The organism is Peptoniphilus indolicus (genome assembly GCF_900454665.1).
Lineage (GTDB): Bacteria > Bacillota > Clostridia > Tissierellales > Peptoniphilaceae > Peptoniphilus > Peptoniphilus indolicus.
Window position 1 is genome coordinate 889643 of record NZ_UGTH01000001.1, and the last position, 23039, is coordinate 912681.

The 23039-nt window shown below is 29.3% G+C and carries 16 protein-coding genes and 1 CRISPR repeat array (1 of these 17 cut by a window edge); of the genes, 2 read left to right on the top strand and 14 right to left on the bottom strand.

Annotation, left to right across the window (positions count from 1 at the left end; all coding sequences use genetic code 11):
* Position 1: 1 nt before the first annotated feature.
* The 7 genes from DYE58_RS04315 to DYE58_RS04345 all read right to left on the bottom strand — a co-directional run bounded on the left by DYE58_RS04315 (position 2) and on the right by DYE58_RS04345 (position 7253).
* Positions 2-1579, bottom strand: coding sequence for a mannitol dehydrogenase family protein (locus DYE58_RS04315; RefSeq protein ID WP_004820549.1), 1578 nt, complete (start codon positions 1577-1579; stop codon positions 2-4).
* A gap of 62 nt (positions 1580-1641) precedes the next feature.
* On the bottom strand, positions 1642-2661 hold the full coding sequence (locus tag DYE58_RS04320; protein ID WP_004820547.1) for a zinc-binding alcohol dehydrogenase family protein: 1020 nt from the start codon (positions 2659-2661) through the stop codon (positions 1642-1644).
* 14 nt (positions 2662-2675) lie between these two features.
* Entirely contained in the window at positions 2676-3953 is a 1278-nt protein-coding gene (locus DYE58_RS04325; protein WP_004820545.1) for a TRAP transporter large permease, read from the bottom strand.
* A gap of 1 nt (position 3954) precedes the next feature.
* Positions 3955-4449 (bottom strand): TRAP transporter small permease, encoded by a 495-nt coding sequence (locus DYE58_RS04330; RefSeq protein ID WP_004820544.1) that lies wholly within the window; start codon positions 4447-4449, stop codon positions 3955-3957.
* A gap of 59 nt (positions 4450-4508) precedes the next feature.
* The gene (locus DYE58_RS04335; protein WP_004820542.1) at positions 4509-5525 is read right to left on the bottom strand and encodes a TRAP transporter substrate-binding protein; all 1017 of its coding nucleotides are present in this window, start codon (positions 5523-5525) and stop codon (positions 4509-4511) included.
* A gap of 82 nt (positions 5526-5607) precedes the next feature.
* On the bottom strand, positions 5608-6630 hold the full coding sequence (locus DYE58_RS04340; RefSeq protein WP_004820540.1) for a sugar kinase: 1023 nt from the start codon (positions 6628-6630) through the stop codon (positions 5608-5610).
* Complete coding sequence (locus tag DYE58_RS04345) at positions 6627-7253, bottom strand: bifunctional 2-keto-4-hydroxyglutarate aldolase/2-keto-3-deoxy-6-phosphogluconate aldolase (RefSeq protein WP_004820538.1); 627 nt, start codon at positions 7251-7253, stop codon at positions 6627-6629. The genes DYE58_RS04340 and DYE58_RS04345 overlap by 4 nt, the downstream gene beginning before the upstream one ends.
* 157 nt (positions 7254-7410) lie before the next feature.
* Here DYE58_RS04345 and DYE58_RS04350 point away from each other — a divergent pair, with 157 nt between their 5' ends.
* Positions 7411-8169, top strand: a complete 759-nt coding sequence (locus DYE58_RS04350) for an IclR family transcriptional regulator (protein WP_004820536.1) — start codon at positions 7411-7413, stop codon at positions 8167-8169.
* Positions 8170-8231: 62 nt separating this feature from the next.
* Here the strand turns inward: DYE58_RS04350 and DYE58_RS04355 are convergent, their stop codons facing one another.
* Positions 8232-9482 carry a helix-turn-helix transcriptional regulator gene (locus DYE58_RS04355; RefSeq protein WP_115312048.1) on the bottom strand — a complete coding sequence of 417 codons (1251 nt, stop codon included), beginning with the start codon at positions 9480-9482 and terminating at the stop codon, positions 8232-8234.
* Positions 9483-9691: 209 nt separating this feature from the next.
* Between DYE58_RS04355 and DYE58_RS04360 the strand changes: the two genes are divergently transcribed.
* On the top strand, positions 9692-10714 hold the full coding sequence (locus tag DYE58_RS04360) for an ornithine cyclodeaminase (RefSeq protein WP_004820531.1): 1023 nt from the start codon (positions 9692-9694) through the stop codon (positions 10712-10714).
* Positions 10715-10859: 145 nt separating this feature from the next.
* On the opposite strand, the gene DYE58_RS04365 is transcribed toward DYE58_RS04360, so the two are convergent.
* The 6 genes from DYE58_RS04365 to DYE58_RS04390 form a co-directional block, all read right to left on the bottom strand.
* Positions 10860-14297 carry a pyruvate carboxylase gene (locus tag DYE58_RS04365; protein WP_115312337.1) on the bottom strand — a complete coding sequence of 1146 codons (3438 nt, stop codon included), beginning with the start codon at positions 14295-14297 and terminating at the stop codon, positions 10860-10862.
* A gap of 201 nt (positions 14298-14498) precedes the next feature.
* The gene (locus tag DYE58_RS04370; protein WP_115312049.1) at positions 14499-15293 is read right to left on the bottom strand and encodes a hypothetical protein; all 795 of its coding nucleotides are present in this window, start codon (positions 15291-15293) and stop codon (positions 14499-14501) included.
* Between the two features lies 1 nt (position 15294).
* Entirely contained in the window at positions 15295-16239 is a 945-nt protein-coding gene (gene csm4 / locus DYE58_RS11170; RefSeq protein WP_218563701.1) for a type III-A CRISPR-associated RAMP protein Csm4, read from the bottom strand.
* Positions 16240-16249: 10 nt separating this feature from the next.
* Positions 16250-16933: an RAMP superfamily CRISPR-associated protein gene (locus DYE58_RS04380; protein ID WP_040552282.1), complete on the bottom strand. Its 684-nt coding sequence runs from the start codon at positions 16931-16933 to the stop codon at positions 16250-16252.
* A gap of 48 nt (positions 16934-16981) precedes the next feature.
* The gene (locus DYE58_RS04385) at positions 16982-18949 is read right to left on the bottom strand and encodes a Cas10/Cmr2 second palm domain-containing protein (protein WP_115312050.1); all 1968 of its coding nucleotides are present in this window, start codon (positions 18947-18949) and stop codon (positions 16982-16984) included.
* Between the two features lie 13 nt (positions 18950-18962).
* A complete protein-coding gene (locus tag DYE58_RS04390; RefSeq protein WP_115312051.1) occupies positions 18963-19892 on the bottom strand; it encodes a DUF6602 domain-containing protein in 930 nt (309 codons plus the stop codon).
* Between the two features lie 224 nt (positions 19893-20116).
* A CRISPR array of direct repeats spans positions 20117-23039; the repeat unit is 30 nt; unit sequence ATTTACATTTCATTTTGATTCTATTAATAC; it runs 1491 nt beyond the window's last position.

A 23039-nucleotide genomic window follows, 5' to 3' on the forward strand; every position in this document is an offset into this window, starting at 1 on the left:
CCTACAAATATTTTTTAAGAGTCTCTCTGACTGCGCCTTTTTCAACTAACATTTCTTCTAAGTACTTTAAAATTATAGTATCCATATTTAAGTCTACCAAATCCACTCCAAAAATCATTTTATCTTTAAGCAAATTTATTAATTTATCAGTCTTTTCAAATTTACCTATACATAAATCTTCTATAGATTCCTTTAAAACTTTCATCATAGGATCAGGGGAAAGTTCAAATTCATTTCCATTGTCATCTTGTCCTATCAAATATCTAAGCCATCCCGCAATAGCCAATGGAATATATTTTAAATCAGCTACAGACTTGGTAGTATCTTCTACATATTTTTTAATTGTTTCTCCAAATCTGATTGAAATTTTTTGTGATGTGTCGGTTGCTATTCTTTGTGGTGTATCCGGAATATATTTATTTGGAAACCTTTCATTTATTACTTCGTCAATAAATGCTTTTGGATCTAATATTTTTGGATCTACTACAACCGGAAGAGCTTCTTCATATCCTATTTTTTCTATTAGTTTTCTAAGTTGCTCATCTTTCATCTCATCCGATATACTTGTGTATCCTAATATACAACCGTAGACAGCTAGTGTTGTATGAAGTGGATTTAAACAAGTAGTAACTTTCATCGTTTCAACCTTGTTTACAGTTTCTCTATCACTCATATAAACACCTACTTTTTCAAATGAAGGTCTTCCATTTTTAAAGTCATCTTCAATCACTAAATACTCAGATTCTTCAGAATTTACAAACGGCGCTATATATGTTTTCTTAGAAGTTACTACTATATCCATATTCTCAAAACTTTTACTTTGCAAATATTTCTCTATCTCTTCAGCCGGTCTTGGAGTTATTTTATCTATCATACTCCATGGATATGAGACTTTATCTTCTATATACGTTATAAACTCATCTTCTACTTTGCCACGTTTATTCCATTCTTTAGCGATAGAACTTACAGCAACTTTCAGCTTATCTCCATTTTTTGAACAATTGTCTAAACTAAGTAAAGTTATAGGACTATTTGAATCCTTATATCTCAAATACAAAAGATAAGTTACATAGCTCATAAGATGTTTTGATTCTTCAATGTCATTTTCTATGTCATTTTTGACTGAATCTATAAAATCACCATCCGATTTATTAATCACATATCCCTTTTCAGTTATAGTAAATGATATAATCTGCAAATTTTTATTTAATGCTATCTCTTCTATTCTTTGCTTATCATTTTGAAGTACAATTGCCTCAACCAAGTTTGCTATCAAATCTTCTTTAAAATTTCCGTCCTTATCCAATGTCACAGATATTGCCAAATTATTAAATGGTTTATATATTTTTTCTATTATCTCATCATCAAAACTTTCAACTACAGATATTCCTCTATCGTATATTCCATCATTTAACATATCTTGATTTATTCTGGCAATATATCCTCTAAAAATATTTCCTGAACCAAATGCCAACCACTTAGGGTCAACCAAAGAATCTTTTCTTAACTTTTCTATATCATAGTTGACATTAGTAAAATACTTCTCTAAATTTTTTAATTCTTGTATTTTAAGCTTCATTTTAAATCCTCACACAAATTTAAACTTCATTTTCCAAAACTACACATATTTATCAAGTTATATTAATCAAATGTCAACACTACTTTTATTGCATCTGTATCCGGATCCATAAATGTTTCAAATGCTTCTTTATAATTTTCAGCAGGAAATATATGCGTTACATACTTATCAATTAAATCTGTTTTCTCATGAAGATATGAAACTACATTATCAAATTTTTCATATTGTAGCCTTGTCCCTAAAACACCTATTTCTTTTTTATTTAGAGTTTTATAATTCAATGGAATATCTTTATCTCCAAATGCAAGAGGTACAAATCTAGCTGCCGGTGAAAGATACCCAATTCCTTCCTCTATAACAGACTGCACTCCTGTGCCATCAAAAAACACATTTATTCCTTCTCCATGTGTCAGTTCATCTATAACTTCTCCTAAATTATCTGTTGATGGATTAACTATATTTTCAATTCCCATTTCTCTTGCTGCTTTTACTCTCTTTGGGTTTATCTCTGAGACTATTACATTAGCACCTCTCATCTTAGCAACTTCATGTGCTAATATCCCCATAGGCCCCGCTCCTGTTATCAGAACCCAATCTCCTTCTTGAACGTTGGCTCTACTATTACATTGCTCTCCTATAGTGAAAGGTTCTGCTACAGCAGCTTGAGCAAAAGTTAAAGAATCATCAACTTTATGCCACTTTGACTGATCTGTTACCATGTATTCACAAAATCCACCATCTCTGTGTACTCCATAAACCTCTAAACTCTTGCATACATTGTGTCTGCCGTGAGTACAAGCATAACATTCTCCACAAAATTCAATTGGTTCAAGCACTACCTTATCCCCAACTTTTAAAGAATCAACTTTTTCTCCTATCTCTATTATTTCGCCACTAACTTCATGTCCAATAATTCTCGGGTATGTTGCAAATGGATTAGCTCCTTTGTAAATTCCAACATCAGAACCGCAAATTCCAAAAGCTCTAACTTTAACTAAAACCTGCTCCGGCTTAGTAATTTTAGGTGTTTCTAGTTCTATCATTTCTATTTCATATGGTTTTTTTATTTGTATAGCTTTCATTTTTTCTCCTTAAATTATTTCATTAAACTTGGTAGTAGAGTTGTTATGCTAGGTACATAAGACACTAACAACAAAACAATCCCTAAAACTATTAAAAATGGTGTATTGGCTTTAATTGCTTTCCCGGTTGGAATCTTTCCTATTTGCGCAGCCGTTGTCAAACACAACCCTACCGGAGGTGTTACTAAACCTATCATCAAATTCAAAATAGCCATTATTGAAAAATGGATAGGATCCATTCCAACTTGAGTTGCAACAGGTAAAAGTACCGGAATCATTATTATTATGGCAGCTATTGACTCCATAAACATGCCAGTAAACAATAATACAATGTTCATAATTAATATTACCATTATTTTGTTATCAGTAATTCCAAGAATACCTGAAGCTATTGTTTGAGGAACTCTTTGGCTGGTTAAAATCCAAGCGAATAAATTTGCTATTCCAACCAATATAATTACAGAACCTGAAGCAATAATAGTTTCTTTAAATATATTTTTAATATCTTTAATTTTGATTTCTCTATACACAAAAATCCCAACTATAAATGCATATAGTACAGTTACTATAGAAGCCTCTGTTGGAGTGAAAATACCGCTAAGTATTCCAACCATTAATATAACCGGCATCAACAACGCCCAAATAACGTCTTTTATTATAGCTATTTTCTTAGCAAAATCTATTTTTTGATGCTTTGGATAATTTCTTCTTTTTGAAATTATATAAGTTGGAAGTATAAAACCTATCCCCAATAATATCCCCGGTAAAATTCCACCAACAAACAACTTAGCTATTGATAAGTTAGTTAGAGTTCCCGCTATAACCATTGGCACTGACGGAGGTATTATGGGTCCTACAACAGATGTAGATGCTGTTATAGCTACTGCAAAGTCAGTATCATATCCCTCATCTTCCATTGCCGGAATTAACATTGAACCAAGTGAAGCGACATCAGCTAAAGCTGTTCCCGATATACCTGCAAACAAAACCGATGCTAGTATATTTATATATGCTAACGCGCCTCTTATATGTCCTACAAATACATTACAAAAAGCTACTATTCTCTTTGTAATTCCTCCCGTATTCATCAAATTCCCAGCTAATATAAACGACGGAATACACACCATTGTAAAAGAATCCATTCCGGCATACATCTTTTCAGCAACTATATTAAAAGGTATACCTTCAAGGACTAAATAAACCAGTGCCGACACGCCTAATGAAAATGCTATCGGAACTTTTATAAATAATAAAAATATAAAAACTGCAAACATTATTAAAATACTATCCATATTACTTCACTTCCTTCACATCTTCACTCTTTTCTGATTTAGTAAATGTCTTGATAAAATTAAAAACACTATAAAATATAGTCCCTATCGCAAACAATATTATTGTTGAATGGTGAATATACATAGGCCATTGTAGCGCTGGAGAAACTGATCTTTTACCTATCAGCATAAATCTCCAACCGCTTATTAAAACAACAACCGTAAAAATAAACACACAGATATTTCCTGTTATATCCATTACATTTTTAGTTTTTTCATTAAATTTGTCGTAAATTAAATCTACATCTGCATAAGATTTGTATTTATATGATAAAGGGGCTCCAAAACTAATTATAAAAACAAAGAAAAATCTTGATAGCTCTTCCGTCCAACTCAAAGTTAAGGAAGGCATATATCTAGCTGCAATTTGCATCAATACAACTATAATTAGACAAAAATAGCAAATAGTGCTACTTACAGACAATAATAAATCAATATATTTGTCTATTTTTTTCATTTTATTTCCTCCTAAAATACTAAAGAAAACAGCAATGCTGTTTTCCCTAATACACCTATTTACATGGATTCTCCTAATTTAACAATTTCTTGATAAACTTCATATGCAGTAGGATCCAAGTATCCTTTTATTGCTGGTTCCATTGCTTTTCTAAATTCTTCTTTATTTACATTTTCATTTATTTCCATACCAGCTTCGATTAATTTTTGTTTATATTCATCTTTAGTTGCGAAATAAAGTTCGTTTATAAATTCTTGAGCTTCTGCTGCAGCTTCTGTAACTTGAGCTTGCATATCTTCCGGTAGGTCGTTGAATTGTTTAGTACCTACAGCAAAGAATAAGTAGCCTACAACGTGTTCAGTTTCATTTGCATATTTTTGAACTTCATAAAAACTTGAGTTGTAAATCATATCATAAGGGTTTTCTTGAGCTTCAATAACACCTTGGTTTAAAGCTGTAAACACTTCGTTTAGAGCCATAACATTTACGTTAGCTCCTACAGCTTCCCAACATTTAATTGCAAGAGGTGTGTTAGATAATCTTAGTTTGATTCCTCTTGCTTCTTCCGGGGTTGTAATTGGCTTGTTAGAAGTTAAGTTACGAGGTGATCTTAGTTGATACATTAAAGGTTTGAATCCGGCTTCTTCAATTTGAGTTTTAATTTTTTGTCCGCTTTCAGATTCTAAAACCTTTTGAATGTGAGCTTCATTCTTATATGCGTATGGAGCTGCCATTAAGTCTGCTAGAGGAGCCCAATTTGACATTGATTCTCCAGTAATTGTCATATCGACAGTACCTGATAAAATTCCATTTAAAGCTTCCATTTCAGAACCTAATTCTGAGTTTGGATAGATGTCGATAACTAATCTTCCGCCAGTTTTTTCTTCAACTAATTTCTTGAATTCTTTAGCTCCCACATTCCAGTTGTGATCTTCTGTTACGATATCACTCAATTTCCAAACTATAGGTTTTTCAGCTGTTACTTCCGCTTTCCCTGCACTGTCTTTTTCTTTTGCACATGCTACTAATGACATTACCATTAATAAACTCATTAGTAATAAACCGATTTTTTTCATTTTTACGCCTCCTATGATTGCTTTTTATTTATAATTTTCATTTTTCTAAAAATGTAAAATTATCAAATTGATTTTTGTTCTCTTATCTTTGAACCCTTCCTGAAGCATCTCCTCCAACAAGAGTTTCAACTTCTTCTCTTGACATCATGTTAAAGTCACCCTTTATAGTGTGTTTAAGCGCTGATGCTGCAACAGCAAATTCTAATGCTTCCTTAGTTGATTTTCCATCCAATAAGCCTGTTATAAGTCCTGCTGCGAATGAATCTCCTCCACCTACTCTGTCTACAATTCTCACGTCGTATTTTCTTGAGTGGTAGAATTCTTTTCCATCATATATTGCCGCACTCCATCCATTGTCTGATGCTGAATAAGATTCTCTCAAAGAACTAACTACATACTTAAAACCAAACTCTTCCATCATTTCTTTGAATATAGTTTCGTATGCTGACACATCCAATTTGCCACTGTTTACATCCAATCCCTTTGGAGTGAATCCTAAGCATAGAGATGCATCTTCTTCATTTCCTATACATACATCTACATATTCCATAAGCTCTCTCATTACTGATTGAGCTTGTTTAGGAGTCCACAGCTTCTTTCTATAGTTTAAGTCTATACTCAGGGTTGCTCCGGCTGCTTTAGCCGCTTTCATAGCTGCTTTTGTTATCTCTGCTCCATTTTTAGATATAGCCGGTGTTATACCTGATGTATGAAACCATTTACAATCTTTAAATATTTCTTCAAAGTCAAAATCTTCTACTTTGGCTTCTGCTATGGCACTCTTAGCTCTATCATAAATTACTTTTGAAGGTCTCGCTGATGCACCTGTTTCTGAATAGTAAATTCCTACTCTATCTCCGCCTCTAACTATATAGTCAGTGTTAACTCCATATCTTCTTAGAGCATTCACTGCAGATTGTCCAATTTCATGCTTTGGTAATTTTGAAACAAAGTGTGTATCAAATCCATAATTCGCAAGTGAAACTGCTACGTTTGCTTCTCCTCCACCATATATAGCGTCAAAGCTCTCTGCTTGCACAAATCTTTCAAATCCCGGTGTTGAAAGTCTTAGCATTATTTCTCCAAGTGTCACTACTTTAATCATTTTCTCACCTCTTGTATTTTTGCTATATACTGTTTAGATTTTTCAGTAATTTCTTCTCTACTTCCCTTTACAAGTGCTGAACCAACTCCAACTGCGAAAACTCCAGCCTTGAACCAGTCTTGTACATTGTCTATATCTACTCCCCCTGTAGGCATTAGGTTTACATACGGCATTGGTCCGTGTATAGCTTTTATGTAGCTATGTCCTGTCAATGAGCCTGGGAATACTTTTATAACATCCACACCAATTTCAAGCGCTGTAACTATTTCAGTTGGAGTTACACACCCCGGAATGTAAGGTATTTGATATCGATTGCATAAAACTGCAACATCCTTGTCAAACGCTGGAGAAACTATGAATTTCGCTCCATTCATTATTGCAAGTCTTGCTGTTGTAATATCTAATACAGTCCCTGCTCCAAGAATAACTTCTTCAGGTAACTCTTCCCTTAATTCTCTAAACACTTCTAATGCATTTGGTATTGTAAATGTTATCTCTATAGCATTTACTCCACCATCTATACAACCCTTAGAAAATTCTATAGCTTCTTTGGCATCTTTCGCTCTAACTACAGCTACAATACCAATTTCTTTTATTCTACTTAAAGTTTCTAATTTTGACATTTTACCTTCCCTTTCATTCCGTATTATGAAACACTATACTGTTTTATGAAACTAAATATAGTTTAAATGAAAATGTTTTTACTGTCAACGGAATTAATATATTTTTTTAATTTTGATTTAATTATTCCTTAGTGTTAGAATAAAATAGGTGATTATTATGGAAGAAAAAATACAATCTATTGAACGTGCTTTTAAAATTCTTGAAAGTTTCCCTAGATATCCCAATGGAATAGGGCTAACTGAGCTTGCACATGAAGTTGGGTTACATAAATCTACAGTGCACAGATTTCTAAACACTCTCTTGGCATTGGGATATATTGAACAATATGAAAATAATAAATACAATCTTACTTATAAAATGTATAATGTCGGTTCATCTAAATTACAACACTTAGATTTATTACATGTTTCACAAAATGAAATAGAATTTCTCAGTAAGAAAGTTAATGAAGTTGTACATTTAGTAATACAAGATGGAATTTACGTTGTCTATATAAATAAAATCGAAGCTGACAACCCTATAACCATGGGTTCTAAAATCGGTCGCCGCGGTCCACTTGTCAATACATCTGTTGGTAAGGCAATACTTTCAAATATGACTAATGAAGAAATCTACTCAATATTTAATAACTCTATAAAATCTAATTTGATACCAAAAGATAGTAGCTTCGATAAATTCATAGCTGAAATAGAAGAAACCAGAAAGACAAAGATTGCCTTGGACGATGAAGAAAATGAAGATGGCATTTGCTGTGTCGGTACTACTATATATGGCTTAAACGGAAAAATTGAAGGTGCTATATCTGTAACAGGACCTACAGAACGTATGAAAGATAAGATGAAATACGGATTGAAAAACGATCTCTTGCGTTCAGCTGAGATAATATCTGCCCAAATGGGATTTGTATTTAATTAATAAAAGGTGTCTAGTCAAATTAAATTATAATGACTAAACACCTTTTTCCTTTTTGTAAATATTTAATTTTTATTTTTCACTCGCTCTCTAAAGTCACTTGGATTTGTATGATAATATTTTTTAAAATTTCTATTATATGTCCTGCTATTGTCATATCCAACTTCTTCAGATATTTCTGTAACAGATTTATCAGTATCGATTAACATTTGCACTGATTTGTTTACTCTTACATAATTCAAAAAACAATTAAAGTTCTTCTCCACCAAAAACTTTAAATGGTAGTTTATTTCCAATGCACTTATGCCAAATTTATCAGCCACATCTTTTATATTCAAATCTAAATCGTAATTGTTATATATATAATCAACAATTTTATATGAAACAGGACTTTCCTTTATCTTGCAAATTGTATTCACCTTTTTATAAGTTTTCTTATATTCACTTATATTTATATCTGTTTTTGAATTAAATACTTTTGATACATAGGATGAATCTGCATACCTTAAAAAAGTTGAAATTTCATCTAAGGTCATATCCGTATACAACAAAAAATTTTGTATTCTTGCAATCTTCATTTGAAAAACTAAATCTGAATAATTATATCCCGTCATCTTCATTATATAGTTGCTTATACTCGAAGGACTCATAAAAAATATTTTAGAAAGCTCTTTTAAAGTTATATTTTGCCTTAAATTCATGTAGATATATTGGATTATGTGACTATAATTTTCTTCACTTTCTAACTCTTTTTTTGTCTTTTGCATAGTCTGCCTTAAAAAGAAAGATATTAATTCTAAAATTTGTGAACTAACATATACTCCTGTAAAATTATTTTTAGGTTTAACCTGAAAGTTTAATGACTCTGTACCCAACTCATCTTTTAATTTTTCAAAAATATTAACTACTTGCTCAAATTTTTTATCATCACAATTCACAATATTGCTAACTGATATCAGTTTAATCAAATTTATGTCTTCATTGTAAAAATTCATATGTATTTTTATAAGTTCATTGAACAATTCAAAATTGAAAACAACCAAGCTATACACTAATGGTTTCTCTACTTTTATTATTTTTGTGTATTGATATGGCAAAATAAAAACAAGAGAGTTTTTCTCAACGTCATATATTCTGCCCTGTATATTGATTTCCGCCTTACCATCAAGTATTATCCAAAACCTTGATTGCTGATGTAAAATGGCATCTGTAGGTTCTGAAACAAGCTCCACATTACAAGAGCATATTGAAGTCACATCATAAGGGGAACATTGATTTGTTTGTAATGAAAATTTTTCATCAAAAGACTTACTCATTTTATCACACCCTAGGATAGCAAATTACAGATTTATATAATAATCTTATATTTTATTTAATAAAATACAAGACAATTTATACTCACAATTATGTAAAATTCACATAAGAATTTAATTCTATTGATATTAATTATACATTTTGTTATTCTCAATTTAAAGATTAAGCTTAGTCAAACACAAAAATTAAAATATTGAGAGGAGAGATTTAATTGAAGATTAAAACTAAATATATAGACTTAGAAACTATGTCCAACTACATAAAGGAAGTTGGGGTTGAATCTATTATGGAAAAACTTATTCCATATTTAGAAGAAGACTATGGCAATTGGGAAGATTTTGCAAAAATTCCTAGACCTACACACCATTCTCCTGTTGGCGTAAATGAATTAATGCCTGTAGGTAATCAGGAAACGTTTACTTGCAAATATGTAAATGGTCATCCGGACAATCCTAAAGATAATCTACTTACTGTTGTAGCTATAGGCTTATTGGCTGAAGTTTCAAGTGGATATCCTCTTCTTTTGTGTGAAATGACTTTGCTTACAGCTATAAGAACTGCAACTAACTCAGTTATGGCTGCAAAATATTTAGCAAAAGAAAATCCTAAAAAAATGGCTCTTATAGGTAATGGATGTCAAAGTGACTTCCAAGCTATAGCTTTCCACAAATTACTAGGTATAGAAGAAATAAATTGTTATGATGTTGATGAAGCTGCAACTGATAGACTTATATCTAATCTTTCTAAATACAAAAATTTGAAAGTAGTTAAATGCAACAGTACAAAAGAAGCTTGTAAGGGTGTTGATATAATAACAACCGTTACAGCAGACAAGAAATTCTCAATCATACTTACAAAAGATATGATAGAACCGGGAATGCATATAAACTGTGTTGGTGGAGATTGCCCAGGAAAGACAGAATTAGAATCTGATATTCTATTCATGGGAGATGTTTATGTAGAATTTGAACCTCAAAGCAGAATAGAAGGTGAAATTCAACACATGGCAGATGACTTTAAAGTAACTGAAATTGCTGAAGTTATAAAATCTCAAAAACGTATTGATAGAAAAGAAGATGATATTACAATCTTCGATTCAGTTGGATTTGCTCTTGAAGATTTCTCAATACTAAGATTGATTTATCAATTAGCTAAAGACAACAATATTGGTACTGAAGAAGTTTTAGTCCCACTTATTGATAATCCTAAAGACTTATATAGCTTAATTAAATAATTATATTAATGTTGCTAATGCATAAATTTGCTTACTATTTGCTAATTTAAGTAATAGCTGTAAATTTACTTTTCTGTAGAAATAGCTTAAAGGTAGTATCTCAGCCTATTTTCACTGAGACACTACCTTTATTTTTATTATAATTTTAATCTTCTATTGTTGCTACAAGTTGTCCACTTATAACACTTTCGCCTTCTTTTACTAAAATCTCGCCTATCTTTCCATTTTTAGTTGCAATTATGTTAGTTTCCATCTTCATAGCTTCCACAACCATCAACGGTTGAGATTCTTTTACTACTTCGCCTTCCTTTACTAAGACTTTAACTATTGTCCCTGGAATTGATGAACCAACTTCAGATTTATTTTCGTCGCTTGCCATTCTAACTTCTTCTGCTTTTAAGCTTGTATTAGACCTTTTAGTCTTATCTTCTATTTCTATAGAACGACGTAGACCATTTATTTCAAAAGTTAAACTGCGTTTGCCGTCTTCTTTTATCTTTCCAATTTCTACTAGTGTTACTATTAAATTCTTTCCTTCATCAACTGATATCTCTGCTGTTTCGCCCTCCATCAAGCCATGGAAGAAAACATCTGAACCCATTCTCCAAAGTTGTTTATATTCTTCAAAATGCTTTGCATATTCTTCAAAAACTTTTGGATATAGAGAATAAGATATTAAATCTTCTTCTGTAGGTTCTCTTTTCAATATTTTTTCTAATTTAACTTTATCACTTTCATAATCTTCATCATCTAGAAGTAATCCAGGTCTTACGGTTATAGGCTCTTCTCCTTTTAAAACCATCTTTTGTAACTTTTCAGGAAAGCCGCCATAAGGTTGTCCCATCATACCTTTAAAATATGTGACTACAGAATCAGGATAGTCTAAATTAGCTCCCTTTTCATAAATATTTTCAGGAGTTAGATTATTTTGAACCATAAAAATTGACATATCTCCCACCATTTTTGAAGAAGGTGTAACTTTTATAATGTCTCCTACCATTTGATTTACATTTCTATACATTTCTTTAACTTCATTAAACTTATGCCCTAATCCAAAGCTTTCAACTTGTGGTTTTAAGTTTGAATATTGTCCACCAGGTATTTCATATTTGTAAATTTCAGTAGTGCCACTTTTTAACTCAGACTCAAAATTTGCATACACAGGCCTTACTGCTGACCAATAGTTAGAAATTTCATTAACTCTATCTAAGCTTATTCCAGTATCTCTATTTGTATTTTCAAGTGCTGCCACAACAGAATTTAACGCCGGTTGAGAAGTTAGCCCACTCATTGAATCAATAGCCGTATCTACTATATCAACTCCTGTTTCAGCTGCCATTAGTATTGTTGCTACTCCGTTGCCAGTTGTATCATGAGTGTGTAAATGTATTGGAATAGAAATTTCATCTTTTAAAGCTTTTATAAGTTTTCTCGCCGCATAAGGTTTTAAAAGTCCGCTCATATCCTTGATTCCCAAGATGTGACATCCTGTTTTTTCAAGTTCTTTAGCTAAATCTACATAGTATTTCAACGAATATTTATCACGAGTTTCATCTAAAATATCTCCAGTGTAACACATTGTACCTTCGGCGATTTTCCCAGTTGTTAAAGTCTCATCTATCGCAAGTCTCATTCCATCTAGCCAATTCAATGAATCGAATATACGGAACACATCTATCCCTTTATCAGCTGATGCTCTTATAAACTTTTTAACTACATTGTCCGGATAATTTTTATATCCTACCGTATTATTGCCACGAATTAACATTTGCATCAATAAATTAGGCATTTTTTCACGAATGAGTTCCAATCTCTTCCAAGGGTCTTCGTGTAAAAATCTATAAGCTACATCAAAAGTTGCTCCGCCCCACATTTCAACGCTGAATAATTCTTTCATATTATAATTTGTGGCTTCAGCAATCTTTAACATATCTTTTGTTCTCATTTTAGTTGCCATAAGAGATTGATGTGCGTCTCTCATTGTCGTATCTGTAAGTAACAACCTATCTTGTTTTAAAATCCAATCAGATAAACCTTTAGCTCCGAGCTTATCAAGCAATTGCTTTGTACCTTCTAAATTTTTTCTTTCAAATTTAGGAACAACAGGCACATCAAATGTATTTTTATCCAATGTATTTTTATCATTTACTACAATATTTCCAATGTAATTCATTAGATGTAATTCTGAGTCCGACTTTGGTTTAATATCAAACAACTCTGGATGGTCTGAAATAAATCCTGTATCACAACTTCCGTCTCTAAATTCTTCTGTGTTCAGTACATTTAATAAAAATCCAATATTTGTCTTTACTCCACCAACTTTAAGTTCTCTTATTGAACGTACTGCTTTATTTACAGTATCACTCCAACTTCTTCCGTGAGTAATTACTTTTACCAACAAAGAGTCATAATACGGACTTATAACTGCTCCTTGGAATCCATTCCCACCATCAAGTCTTACGCCAAATCCTGAACTTGACCTATATAAAGTTATCTGTCCTGTATCTGGAGCAAAATTATTTAGCGGGTCCTCTGTTGTAACACGACATTGAATTGCATATCCATTTGAATTTATATAGTCTTGACCTTGTATGTCTATCGCTTCACTACCTAGCTCATAACCTTGTGCTATTAAAATTTGGGCCTGTATGATATCAATCCCCGTAACCATTTCTGTTACAGTGTGTTCAACCTGTATCCTTGGATTTACTTCTATAAAGTAATGTTTGTGATTGTTATCTACCAAAAATTCTACAGTTCCCGCTGACCTATATCCCAAACTCCTAGTAATCTTTAATGCATCTTCACATATTCTATCTCTAAGCTCTTTAGGCAATGAAAAAGCCGGTGTATACTCTATAACTTTTTGATGTCTTCTTTGTATAGAACAATCTCTTTCATATAGATGAACTATATTTCCATATAAATCACCTAAAACTTGAACTTCTATATGTTTTGGTCTTTCTAAATACTTTTCTATAAACATAGAGTCATTGCCAAAAGCTTTTTTTGCCTCACTCTTTGCAGCATGGAAATTATTCAAAAGCTCTTCTTCATTGTTTACTACACGCATTCCTCTTCCACCACCGCCGGCAGCTGCTTTAATCATAACAGGATAACCTGCTTTTTTAGCAAACTCTAACGCTTCAGAATCAGATTTTATAGGTGAGTCAACTCCTGGAATAGTTTCCACTCCAGCTTCATGAGCAACTATCTTAGAAGATATCTTATCCCCCAACTTTTGCATAATTTCAGGAGTAGGCCCTATAAATGTAATCCCTGCTTCTTCACATTTTTGTGCAAACTCAGGATTTTCAGATAAAAATCCATAACCCGGATGGATTGCGTCAACTCCCTTATTAAGAGCAAGTTTTATTATCTCATCTATATCCAAATATGCATCGACAGGAGATTTATTTTTCCCTATTAAGTATGCTTCATCTGCCTTAGTCCTAAACAATGAAAGACTATCCTCTTGCGAATAAATTGCAACCGAACGAATCCCAAGTTCTCTACAAGCTCTAAAAACACGTATGGCAATTTCTCCACGATTAGCTACAAGTATACGCTTGAACTTCTTAATTTCCATTTTCTCTCCCCCTAAACTATATCAATTAATCTATCTTTATTATATTTTAAAACCTATTATATATCTTTTGGGGGTTTATTAAAAGTCTTATTAATAAAAAAATAAACTTCTATTTTTAAAATAAAAGTTTATTTTTATTAAGCACATAGCTAAACTATTATGATTTAACCTATATCTGTATACTAGATTTCAAAATTATTCTCTAACTTCAATAAGTCCATATGGTAACATTTTTTCTTCATCAACATAAAACCCATTTCTAATGTTCTCATTATCTTTAACTTCTTTTAAACAGCCAAGTATTCCTTTATATCCTCCAAGATAAATATAATTTCTATCTGATTTTAGCAAATCATCTATAGAAGATTTAATTTTATTTAAAATTTCTAAAACACCTTTTACATCGGTTTGCTTTATTTTTAAATTATTTATATATTCAATCCTTGTATCTATTTCTTTAGAATATCTCATCAGTTTTTCTTTTGTTACTATAAAAGTTTCATTCAAGCTTTCTTTTAATTGATTTTTTAAGTCACTTTTTTTAATTAGAATATTCACTGATATATTAGTGTCTGATTTTAACATTTCAATTCCTATTGCCGGGAAAAATTCACCATACTTTGGAATTTTATTTACTTTAGTTGTATCCTCTGAATTTTGATACAGATATTGAAATTTCATTAAATTTTTTAACACTACTTGTTCTTTGTCTATTAATACATCACTAAAAATTATACTTCTTCTAAATAAATTTTCGACATTTTTCTTAGCCAACAAACTCCCCTTCAATGATGATGCTGGAATATAATATGAATTTGCTTTTTTAAAATCTTCATTTGTTTTACCAATTCTATTTTCATAACTAAAGAAAGGATAAATTATACTAAATTTATCAAAACAAGTTTTTTTATAATCTATGCCTTCATAAAGTGCCGAATGGTTTCTTCCTGATAAAATTACAGATGATACTGTCCTAAATTTAAGCTCCACATTATACCTCCATTTTTTCAAGATAAGAATTTCCAAATATAATAGCGTTCTTATACAATAAATTATATTTATTATGTATACTCTTAGCTAATTCAAATTCATCTTTTACTTCATTATTTTTGGAAATGATACTCCCTGGTCTTATAAAGCATATTACTTTCTCTACATTATTTTCTATATCATAAGGTTTTCTGTCTGATACGTGAATATTTATAAATGAGTTTTCAGTATCTATTTTATTAAACTCTGGCAGTAACATACCTAGGTTTATATAAGTTTTAGATTTACTTGTTTTATTACTATTTTCTATATTTTCAATATCATATACTTTAAATGTATTTAATCCTGAACTCGCCTTACCACCTAAATACGTGATATTTTCTCCATTTTCTATAGTTTTTTCCATTTTTTCTATGGCTTCTTTAAGTAAACTATTTTCTTCTACTTTTACAAAGAAACTAAAGTCTTCTTGCTCTTTTCCTATGCATACTAAAGTTATTGTATCTAAAGAATATGATACATTTGGAAGACCTGGTAGATTTTTAATCTGACTTTCTATTCTAAATTTTTGAATAAATTCATGTTTAATTTCTAAGTAGTCTATTTTCTCCATACTTCCTTTACTTAATTTCATATTATTCTTTAATAAATTCAATAATGCTTCTTTTCTTATGAAATCAATACTTTTCAGTATTTTATATGTACTTTTTTCAATCTCATAGTTATCCATTATATATTCTATTGGAAACGGATAATATCCATCTGGCATTAAACTTGACACCATGCATTTCTGTTTTTTATTTAAAATATCCAGTGTATAGTTACTTATCTCTCCATCATCATAATATCTTTTTATTGTATTCATTAAAAATCCAAATATACGTTGAGAATCTGGAATAGTTGTTATCTTACCTTCTTTTTTTAGCTTGAATTTATATACAATCATTATAAACTCCTTAGTGTAAAATAGATATCTCTATATGCCCGTAACCTCTTGATTTCGAATTTCCAATTCCATAAAATCCATTATTAAATTTTTCTATCATAGATTCCAACTCTTCTTTTACTTCTTCTAAATCTATGTTTTTAGGATTATAATAGCTGTTTTTAAAATGAACTATACCTTCGAAATCCACCCCGGGCCTAATCACTCTATATGTCCTTGGTCTACTTAAAATTTCCCCTTCTTTTTCTTCTAAAGAGGTTTTTGTATCTATCGAAAAATAATCTTCGATTTGCTTATCTTTACTTAAAACAAAATCTGTGCAAAATATTCTTGGAATTCCATTTAGCCCTTGAATACCAAAAATATACTCAGCTTTTGGATTACTGGCATATTCTTCTATTTGCATTTTAATTTTTTCAAGTTTTTCTATTTTCCCTTCAAAATCAATTTGATTATATTTATCTATTAATTCCTTTAAAATTTCTTTGATATACTCTTTTGTCTTTGGCATTTCACTGTCATTTTCCCTTATAATATTTCTCAAAGCCCCTTTAAAAGATGAACCATGTATTATCGGTTTACCGGCATTATCAATGCTTGTTGACTGGTCTACACCCCCAACAGAAAAGCTTTCAGTTTGGTTACCTATCAAACAATTAGATTTTGTTGTTAACTTTATTTTTATCTCAAACATGATTTCCTCCATATTTACTCTTAAATCACCTATTTTTTGTTGGCTTTTTTATCCCATATTTTTCTTATATGTTTTATAAATAATCCTTTGTTTGTTATATTCAAACAAAACAATTAATCTATCAATCCATATATCATTGTACGGTCCTATATTAGGGTCATATTTTTTTAATTTTCTTTCAAATTCATCTATATCAAAATTAATCTCATGAATATTATTTGTTCTATTCTCATTTTTTACTCTAATTATATTCTCATAGTAGTTCTTAAATAGTACAATTAATTGTTCTTTTTTATTTTTCTCTAAAAGCTCTTTTGCCCTAAAAAATATGGAAGGTTCAAATCTTGCTGTTTTGTACAATATTTTCTCACCCTTTTTACACTTCACAATAAATAGCTTTTCTATTCCATCTTTTCCAGCTTCTTCTAAAAGAAAATTTATTGGCTTATTTAATATTATCGAACATACATTACCTTTATCCAAAACTTTAGTATCCTTAGCCCTTTCAAATTTATTTAATTCTCTAGAATATATCCCGTTGCACGATTTACTATAATTTTTATTTTGTTTACCTTGTTTAAGGTTGTTTTTACTCTTCTTTAAAAGTAATAGGATTAATTTTAATTTAGGTATTAAAATAGTTCCAATTTTATTTTTATCAAAAAATCTTTCTTCATTCCCTTTTGGCTCTTCAATTAACTGAGAAAGAATATATTTTTTAAAATAAACTTCTTCATCAAATCCTTTATTTGCTACTAATTTAGGCCTACAGTAATATAAAACATATAGCATCTTCTTTTCTAAACTTTTTTCATTTTCTAAATTGATTAATAGATTATGCAAAGATGTACTTGTAAAAATATTTTTACTAAACATCATATTTAATTCTTTAATTTCGGAACATAATCTATTAAAACCATCATTTTTCCCTCTCCCACATTTATTTTTATACCAGTTCAATTTGCATCCTGATATACTCAAGCCAACAATAGATAAGTTTTCTTTATCTGATTTCATCATGTGTTTTGCAGCACTTAGTTCTTTCTCTACCAGTTGTCTATAATAACGTATAGGCTGATGATTATTTACAAAAGTTACTCCAACAGCAATAGATACGCTTTTATACTCTTTACCATTACTTTCTTCATTTATTAAAACAGCTTTGATTCTATTATTTATTTGTGAAATAATACTTTTTAAAATCTTAATAGAATCAAATAAGTAATCTATATTCACCGAATAAAAAATATCGTCTCCAGCTATATAAAACGGCAATATTTTATTTCCTATCTTTGAATTATACTCAATAATACTCTTAGCAAAATGCTCTATAGATATATACTCTTCTAAGATTTTACTTATATTTTTAAATTTATCATAACTATCTAATTTCTGCAGTGTATCACCAAGATCATTTATATCAGCTTTTACTATTGCTATTTTACCATCTGTACTACTTGTATCTTTGTCTACTATATCTATCAAATCATCCATATTATTTAGAAAAACTTCTGAATAATTTACTTCGCCATTAATATTTAATTTTTTACCTTCTATTTCAGGCTCAAATTTTTTTGTTGTAAATTCTTGGAATTTAAATAATAAATCCTGATTTTCTTGGATTACTCTAACCTTAGTACTATTGCTTTTAAAGTCAATATTGGCTTTTCCAATAATTTCTATTTCTGACAAATTATTTCTTTCAAAGGTAGAATAATTTAAGAATACGTTACCATTGTATTCCATGTATACTTCTCGATATAGACCTACAAGTTTCTCTTTAATTTTTCCCTCCGATAAATCAGATACAAAAATTACTTTTCCTGATATCCAAAGTAATTTACACTCTTCCTTTACATTAAACTCTTTTTGTATCTTATTTAAAATATTATTAGCAATATTATTAGAAGCTACAATTATATTTTTTAATGATTTTTCATCACTTTGATTTTGATCAATATACTTATAAATATACTTTTGAATTTTTTCTACAGAAATTGCAACTATATTTTGCATTATACTCCTCCGTCTATTTATATTTATTAAACATATTTACATATGCAATATGTGGGAAAAACATTGGATTATTTATCATCATTAGCATTTGATTGAATTGGAATATGAATGAAAGTAATGAGTAATTCTCATCTTCTGTGTCTTTTATTTCATAATTTTTAAGCTCTTTATTTTTAAGATTACCAAATATTTCTTTAAAATTTGTATTTTGGGTTTCTTCCATCTCACGGATATCACTATCTTCTTTATCTGCTAAATTATATTTAATCAAAACTTCAAATAAATCTTTATCCTCAAATTTAATATTAAGTTTCTTTCCAACTATACTAATATTTTCATTTTCATCTTTAGTTATTTTTTGATCAGCTTTAATTACTATATCAAATAGATCTCTACCACTAGTACTCTCTACTTTAGATTCTTCGTCTTTATTTAAATAACATAAAATTTTAATCGGTTTAGTAGCTGTCTGAATCGACATATTATCTTTACTATCTCCAAAATGTACTCTATTCACTATTCTTACTATAGATTCTTTTGAAGTATTTAAAGAGTCTATAGATTTAACCCATGGTTGTAAATCTTCCTTTTTAATACTGTAACTTTTACATTGCACTACAGCTGATACAGCTTCTATTGGAATAAATTTTATTAATCCATAATTAAATATATAGGGGGTGTATTGTTCATCATAAATAGCTAGATCAACTTCCTTAGATACATTTCCATTTGAATCAATTATAAAAACCGATCTAGCAATATTAAATTTTTTTGGAATAATTCTTTTAAAAAACGATTTCCATATCTCTTCTCTATTTCCTCCTGCAGTTCCATGATGATTATTTATCTCATAATTGAGTTGAGTTACAAATTCTTCTTCCATTCGTCTATAATTTTCTTTAATATCTCTAATATGTTTAAACTTATCTTTGTTATCTTCCATAATATTCCTCCTTTAAATTTAAAAACACAACAAGCATTTATAAGCTTAATGTGTCTTACAATTCAATGTTATACCTTTGTTTAAATTTGTGCAATAGTTATCCACTAATACGACTTGCTACAGCCAACTTTATATGCTATTTTATAATGATTTTATATATAAACTAAGAAATTATCTTTAATTATTTTTGTATAAACAAAAGTTTTATAATTTATTTATTTTTATTGGACTTTTCATTTTGATTCTATTAATACGTAAATCAATTGTAGTTATAAATCAATCTGAAAATTTATTTATATTTCATTTTGATTCTATTAATACAAAATAACATTAGAAACTACTCTAGCTGAAAAGTTTTTATTTACATTTCATTTTGATTCTATTAATACTTGCTACAACTCTAAGTATTCTAATTAAAAAAATAAATTTACATTTCATTTTGATTCTATTAATACTAATAAAAAAATGGATGAGTTTAAAAAGTCTGAATTTATTTACATTTCATTTTGATTCTATTAATACAAGGACACAGGATCGGGATAAGTGGAAGAATTCAAAATTTACATTTCATTTTGATTCTATTAATACTTCACTCGAAACAGCTTTTATTTTCGCAGCTATCTCATTTACATTTCATTTTGATTCTATTAATACATGGCGAAAATGACTATCAGGATGTTTGGCATATTCAAATTTACATTTCATTTTGATTCTATTAATACAGTTTCCATTTACCACTGTGTGCTCTCTTTGCCACCCAGATTTACATTTCATTTTGATTCTATTAATACTGGACAAGCAGGTCAAATACTAAGAAAGACAAGAACATTTACATTTCATTTTGATTCTATTAATACCCATCTGATGAAAAAGTTTTTACAATTCCAGCTAAAAATTTACATTTCATTTTGATTCTATTAATACCTCATAAGTATCTATTACATTCAGCAATCCTTGTTTTAGATTTACATTTCATTTTGATTCTATTAATACTGAGCTTGAAAGAATCAAATTAACCCCTGGACCACAATTTACATTTCATTTTGATTCTATTAATACTTTATGTAGCAAGACAGCTGACAATTGCAGAGTTAATTTACATTTCATTTTGATTCTATTAATACGAGTTGGCGCATTAGTTGCTATGGGAGCCGATAAAATATTTACATTTCATTTTGATTCTATTAATACTTGTCTATCATAACTCCAATAGAGTCATGACAATCATCATTTACATTTCATTTTGATTCTATTAATACGATAAAAAGTTAGCTAAAGATGTTGAGGAAATAAAAGATTTACATTTCATTTTGATTCTATTAATACATCTAATAGCCATCTAAATTTTGTAGTAATATACATATTTACATTTCATTTTGATTCTATTAATACGTCTAAAAATCTACCACAAAAAATTTTAAAACAAATTTACATTTCATTTTGATTCTATTAATACTAGAAATAATAGACAGAATGCGGCTCTTTTTACGGTATTTACATTTCATTTTGATTCTATTAATACTAAATAAAAAAACTTTTTGAAAGAAATAAAAGTAACATTTACATTTCATTTTGATTCTATTAATACTTGTACAGTGTGTGCAAACTTTACTCACTACTGTAAAATTTACATTTCATTTTGATTCTATTAATACGCGTTAGAGGTTGCACAATTCATTGATAGCTTAGATTTACATTTCATTTTGATTCTATTAATACTGAGTCTGAAACAGACTTTGTAGCTGTAGATGAAGAATTTACATTTCATTTTGATTCTATTAATACTCACAAGTTTAGTAATAAAAACAAAGTAAACGAACACATTTACATTTCATTTTGATTCTATTAATACTTGTTTCGACTAATACATAGTCGTTAAATTTTAAATTATTTACATTTCATTTTGATTCTATTAATACTTTAATGAAAAAACAACAAATATTTTTGGTGATAAATTTACATTTCATTTTGATTCTATTAATACTCGATGTTATCTCCTACAATGCTGGATACAATTGTATTTACATTTCATTTTGATTCTATTAATACACTGAATTTGCTAAATTAATGAACTATCCTGAAACAAATTTACATTTCATTTTGATTCTATTAATACTGCAATGATGCTGATTTTGAAGAAAGTGAAGAAACATTATTTACATTTCATTTTGATTCTATTAATACAAGTCGACCCACGAATTTAAATAAGGAGTTTAATTTAATTTACATTTCATTTTGATTCTATTAATACTACGAAAAAGTATTATCATTTGATTATAAAGAAAAATTTACATTTCATTTTGATTCTATTAATACATGTATAATTATTTTATTAATGCAGATGATAAATTTAATTTACATTTCATTTTGATTCTATTAATACTAATGCTAAGCAAGATAGTAATCAAGAGTTGATGAAAAATTTACATTTCATTTTGATTCTATTAATACTTTTCTCACGTGATACACTCTTTAATTTAAAGTCAATTTACATTTCATTTTGATTCTATTAATACTTGCTCTACGCTTGCTACAAGATGTTAGGTTTTGTTATTTACATTTCATTTTGATTCTATTAATACACTTTGTTGCCTATAGTTTGCCTTTTTCTCTCGTATATTTACATTTCATTTTGATTCTATTAATACCTCTACGCTTGCTACAAGATGTTAGGTTTTGTTTCATTTACATTTCATTTTGATTCTATTAATACGACACTTAGGGCATACATAACCATCAGAATACCTTACATTTACATTTCATTTTGATTCTATTAATACTTAAATCCCTATATGAAATGTATATAAAAGATATATTTACATTTCATTTTGATTCTATTAATACTAGAGCAAGAGGTATACCTAACGCACACAATACGTTATTTACATTTCATTTTGATTCTATTAATACTTTACAATAAAAGTTTAAAGGATAAACAAGAATTACATTTACATTTCATTTTGATTCTATTAATACTTTCTTCATAAAAAACCTCCTTAAATTCTATTTAAAAATTTACATTTCATTTTGATTCTATTAATACATGGTGCGATGGCGACACACCCACAAGTTCTAATGAAATTTACATTTCATTTTGATTCTATTAATACTACAAAAAATATGGTATCTTTTGTTTAATAATATTAA

Bases quoted from the DNA above. Each gene is read 5' to 3' on its own strand.
- DYE58_RS04315 (WP_004820549.1), bottom strand. From the start codon at position 1,579: ATGAAGCTTAAAATACAAGAATTAAAAAATTTAGAGAAGTATTTTACT.
- DYE58_RS04320 (WP_004820547.1), bottom strand. From the start codon at position 2,661: ATGAAAGCTATACAAATAAAAAAACCATATGAAATAGAAATGATAGAA.
- DYE58_RS04325 (WP_004820545.1), bottom strand. From the start codon at position 3,953: ATGGATAGTATTTTAATAATGTTTGCAGTTTTTATATTTTTATTATTT.
- DYE58_RS04330 (WP_004820544.1), bottom strand. From the start codon at position 4,449: ATGAAAAAAATAGACAAATATATTGATTTATTATTGTCTGTAAGTAGC.
- DYE58_RS04335 (WP_004820542.1), bottom strand. From the start codon at position 5,525: ATGAAAAAAATCGGTTTATTACTAATGAGTTTATTAATGGTAATGTCA.
- DYE58_RS04340 (WP_004820540.1), bottom strand. From the start codon at position 6,630: ATGATTAAAGTAGTGACACTTGGAGAAATAATGCTAAGACTTTCAACA.
- DYE58_RS04345 (WP_004820538.1), bottom strand. From the start codon at position 7,253: ATGTCAAAATTAGAAACTTTAAGTAGAATAAAAGAAATTGGTATTGTA.
- DYE58_RS04350 (WP_004820536.1), top strand. From the start codon at position 7,411: ATGGAAGAAAAAATACAATCTATTGAACGTGCTTTTAAAATTCTTGAA.
- DYE58_RS04355 (WP_115312048.1), bottom strand. From the start codon at position 9,482: ATGAGTAAGTCTTTTGATGAAAAATTTTCATTACAAACAAATCAATGT.
- csm4 (WP_218563701.1), bottom strand. From the start codon at position 16,239: ATGATTGTATATAAATTCAAGCTAAAAAAAGAAGGTAAGATAACAACT.
- DYE58_RS04380 (WP_040552282.1), bottom strand. From the start codon at position 16,933: ATGTTTGAGATAAAAATAAAGTTAACAACAAAATCTAATTGTTTGATA.
- DYE58_RS04385 (WP_115312050.1), bottom strand. From the start codon at position 18,949: ATGCAAAATATAGTTGCAATTTCTGTAGAAAAAATTCAAAAGTATATT.
- DYE58_RS04390 (WP_115312051.1), bottom strand. From the start codon at position 19,892: ATGGAAGATAACAAAGATAAGTTTAAACATATTAGAGATATTAAAGAA.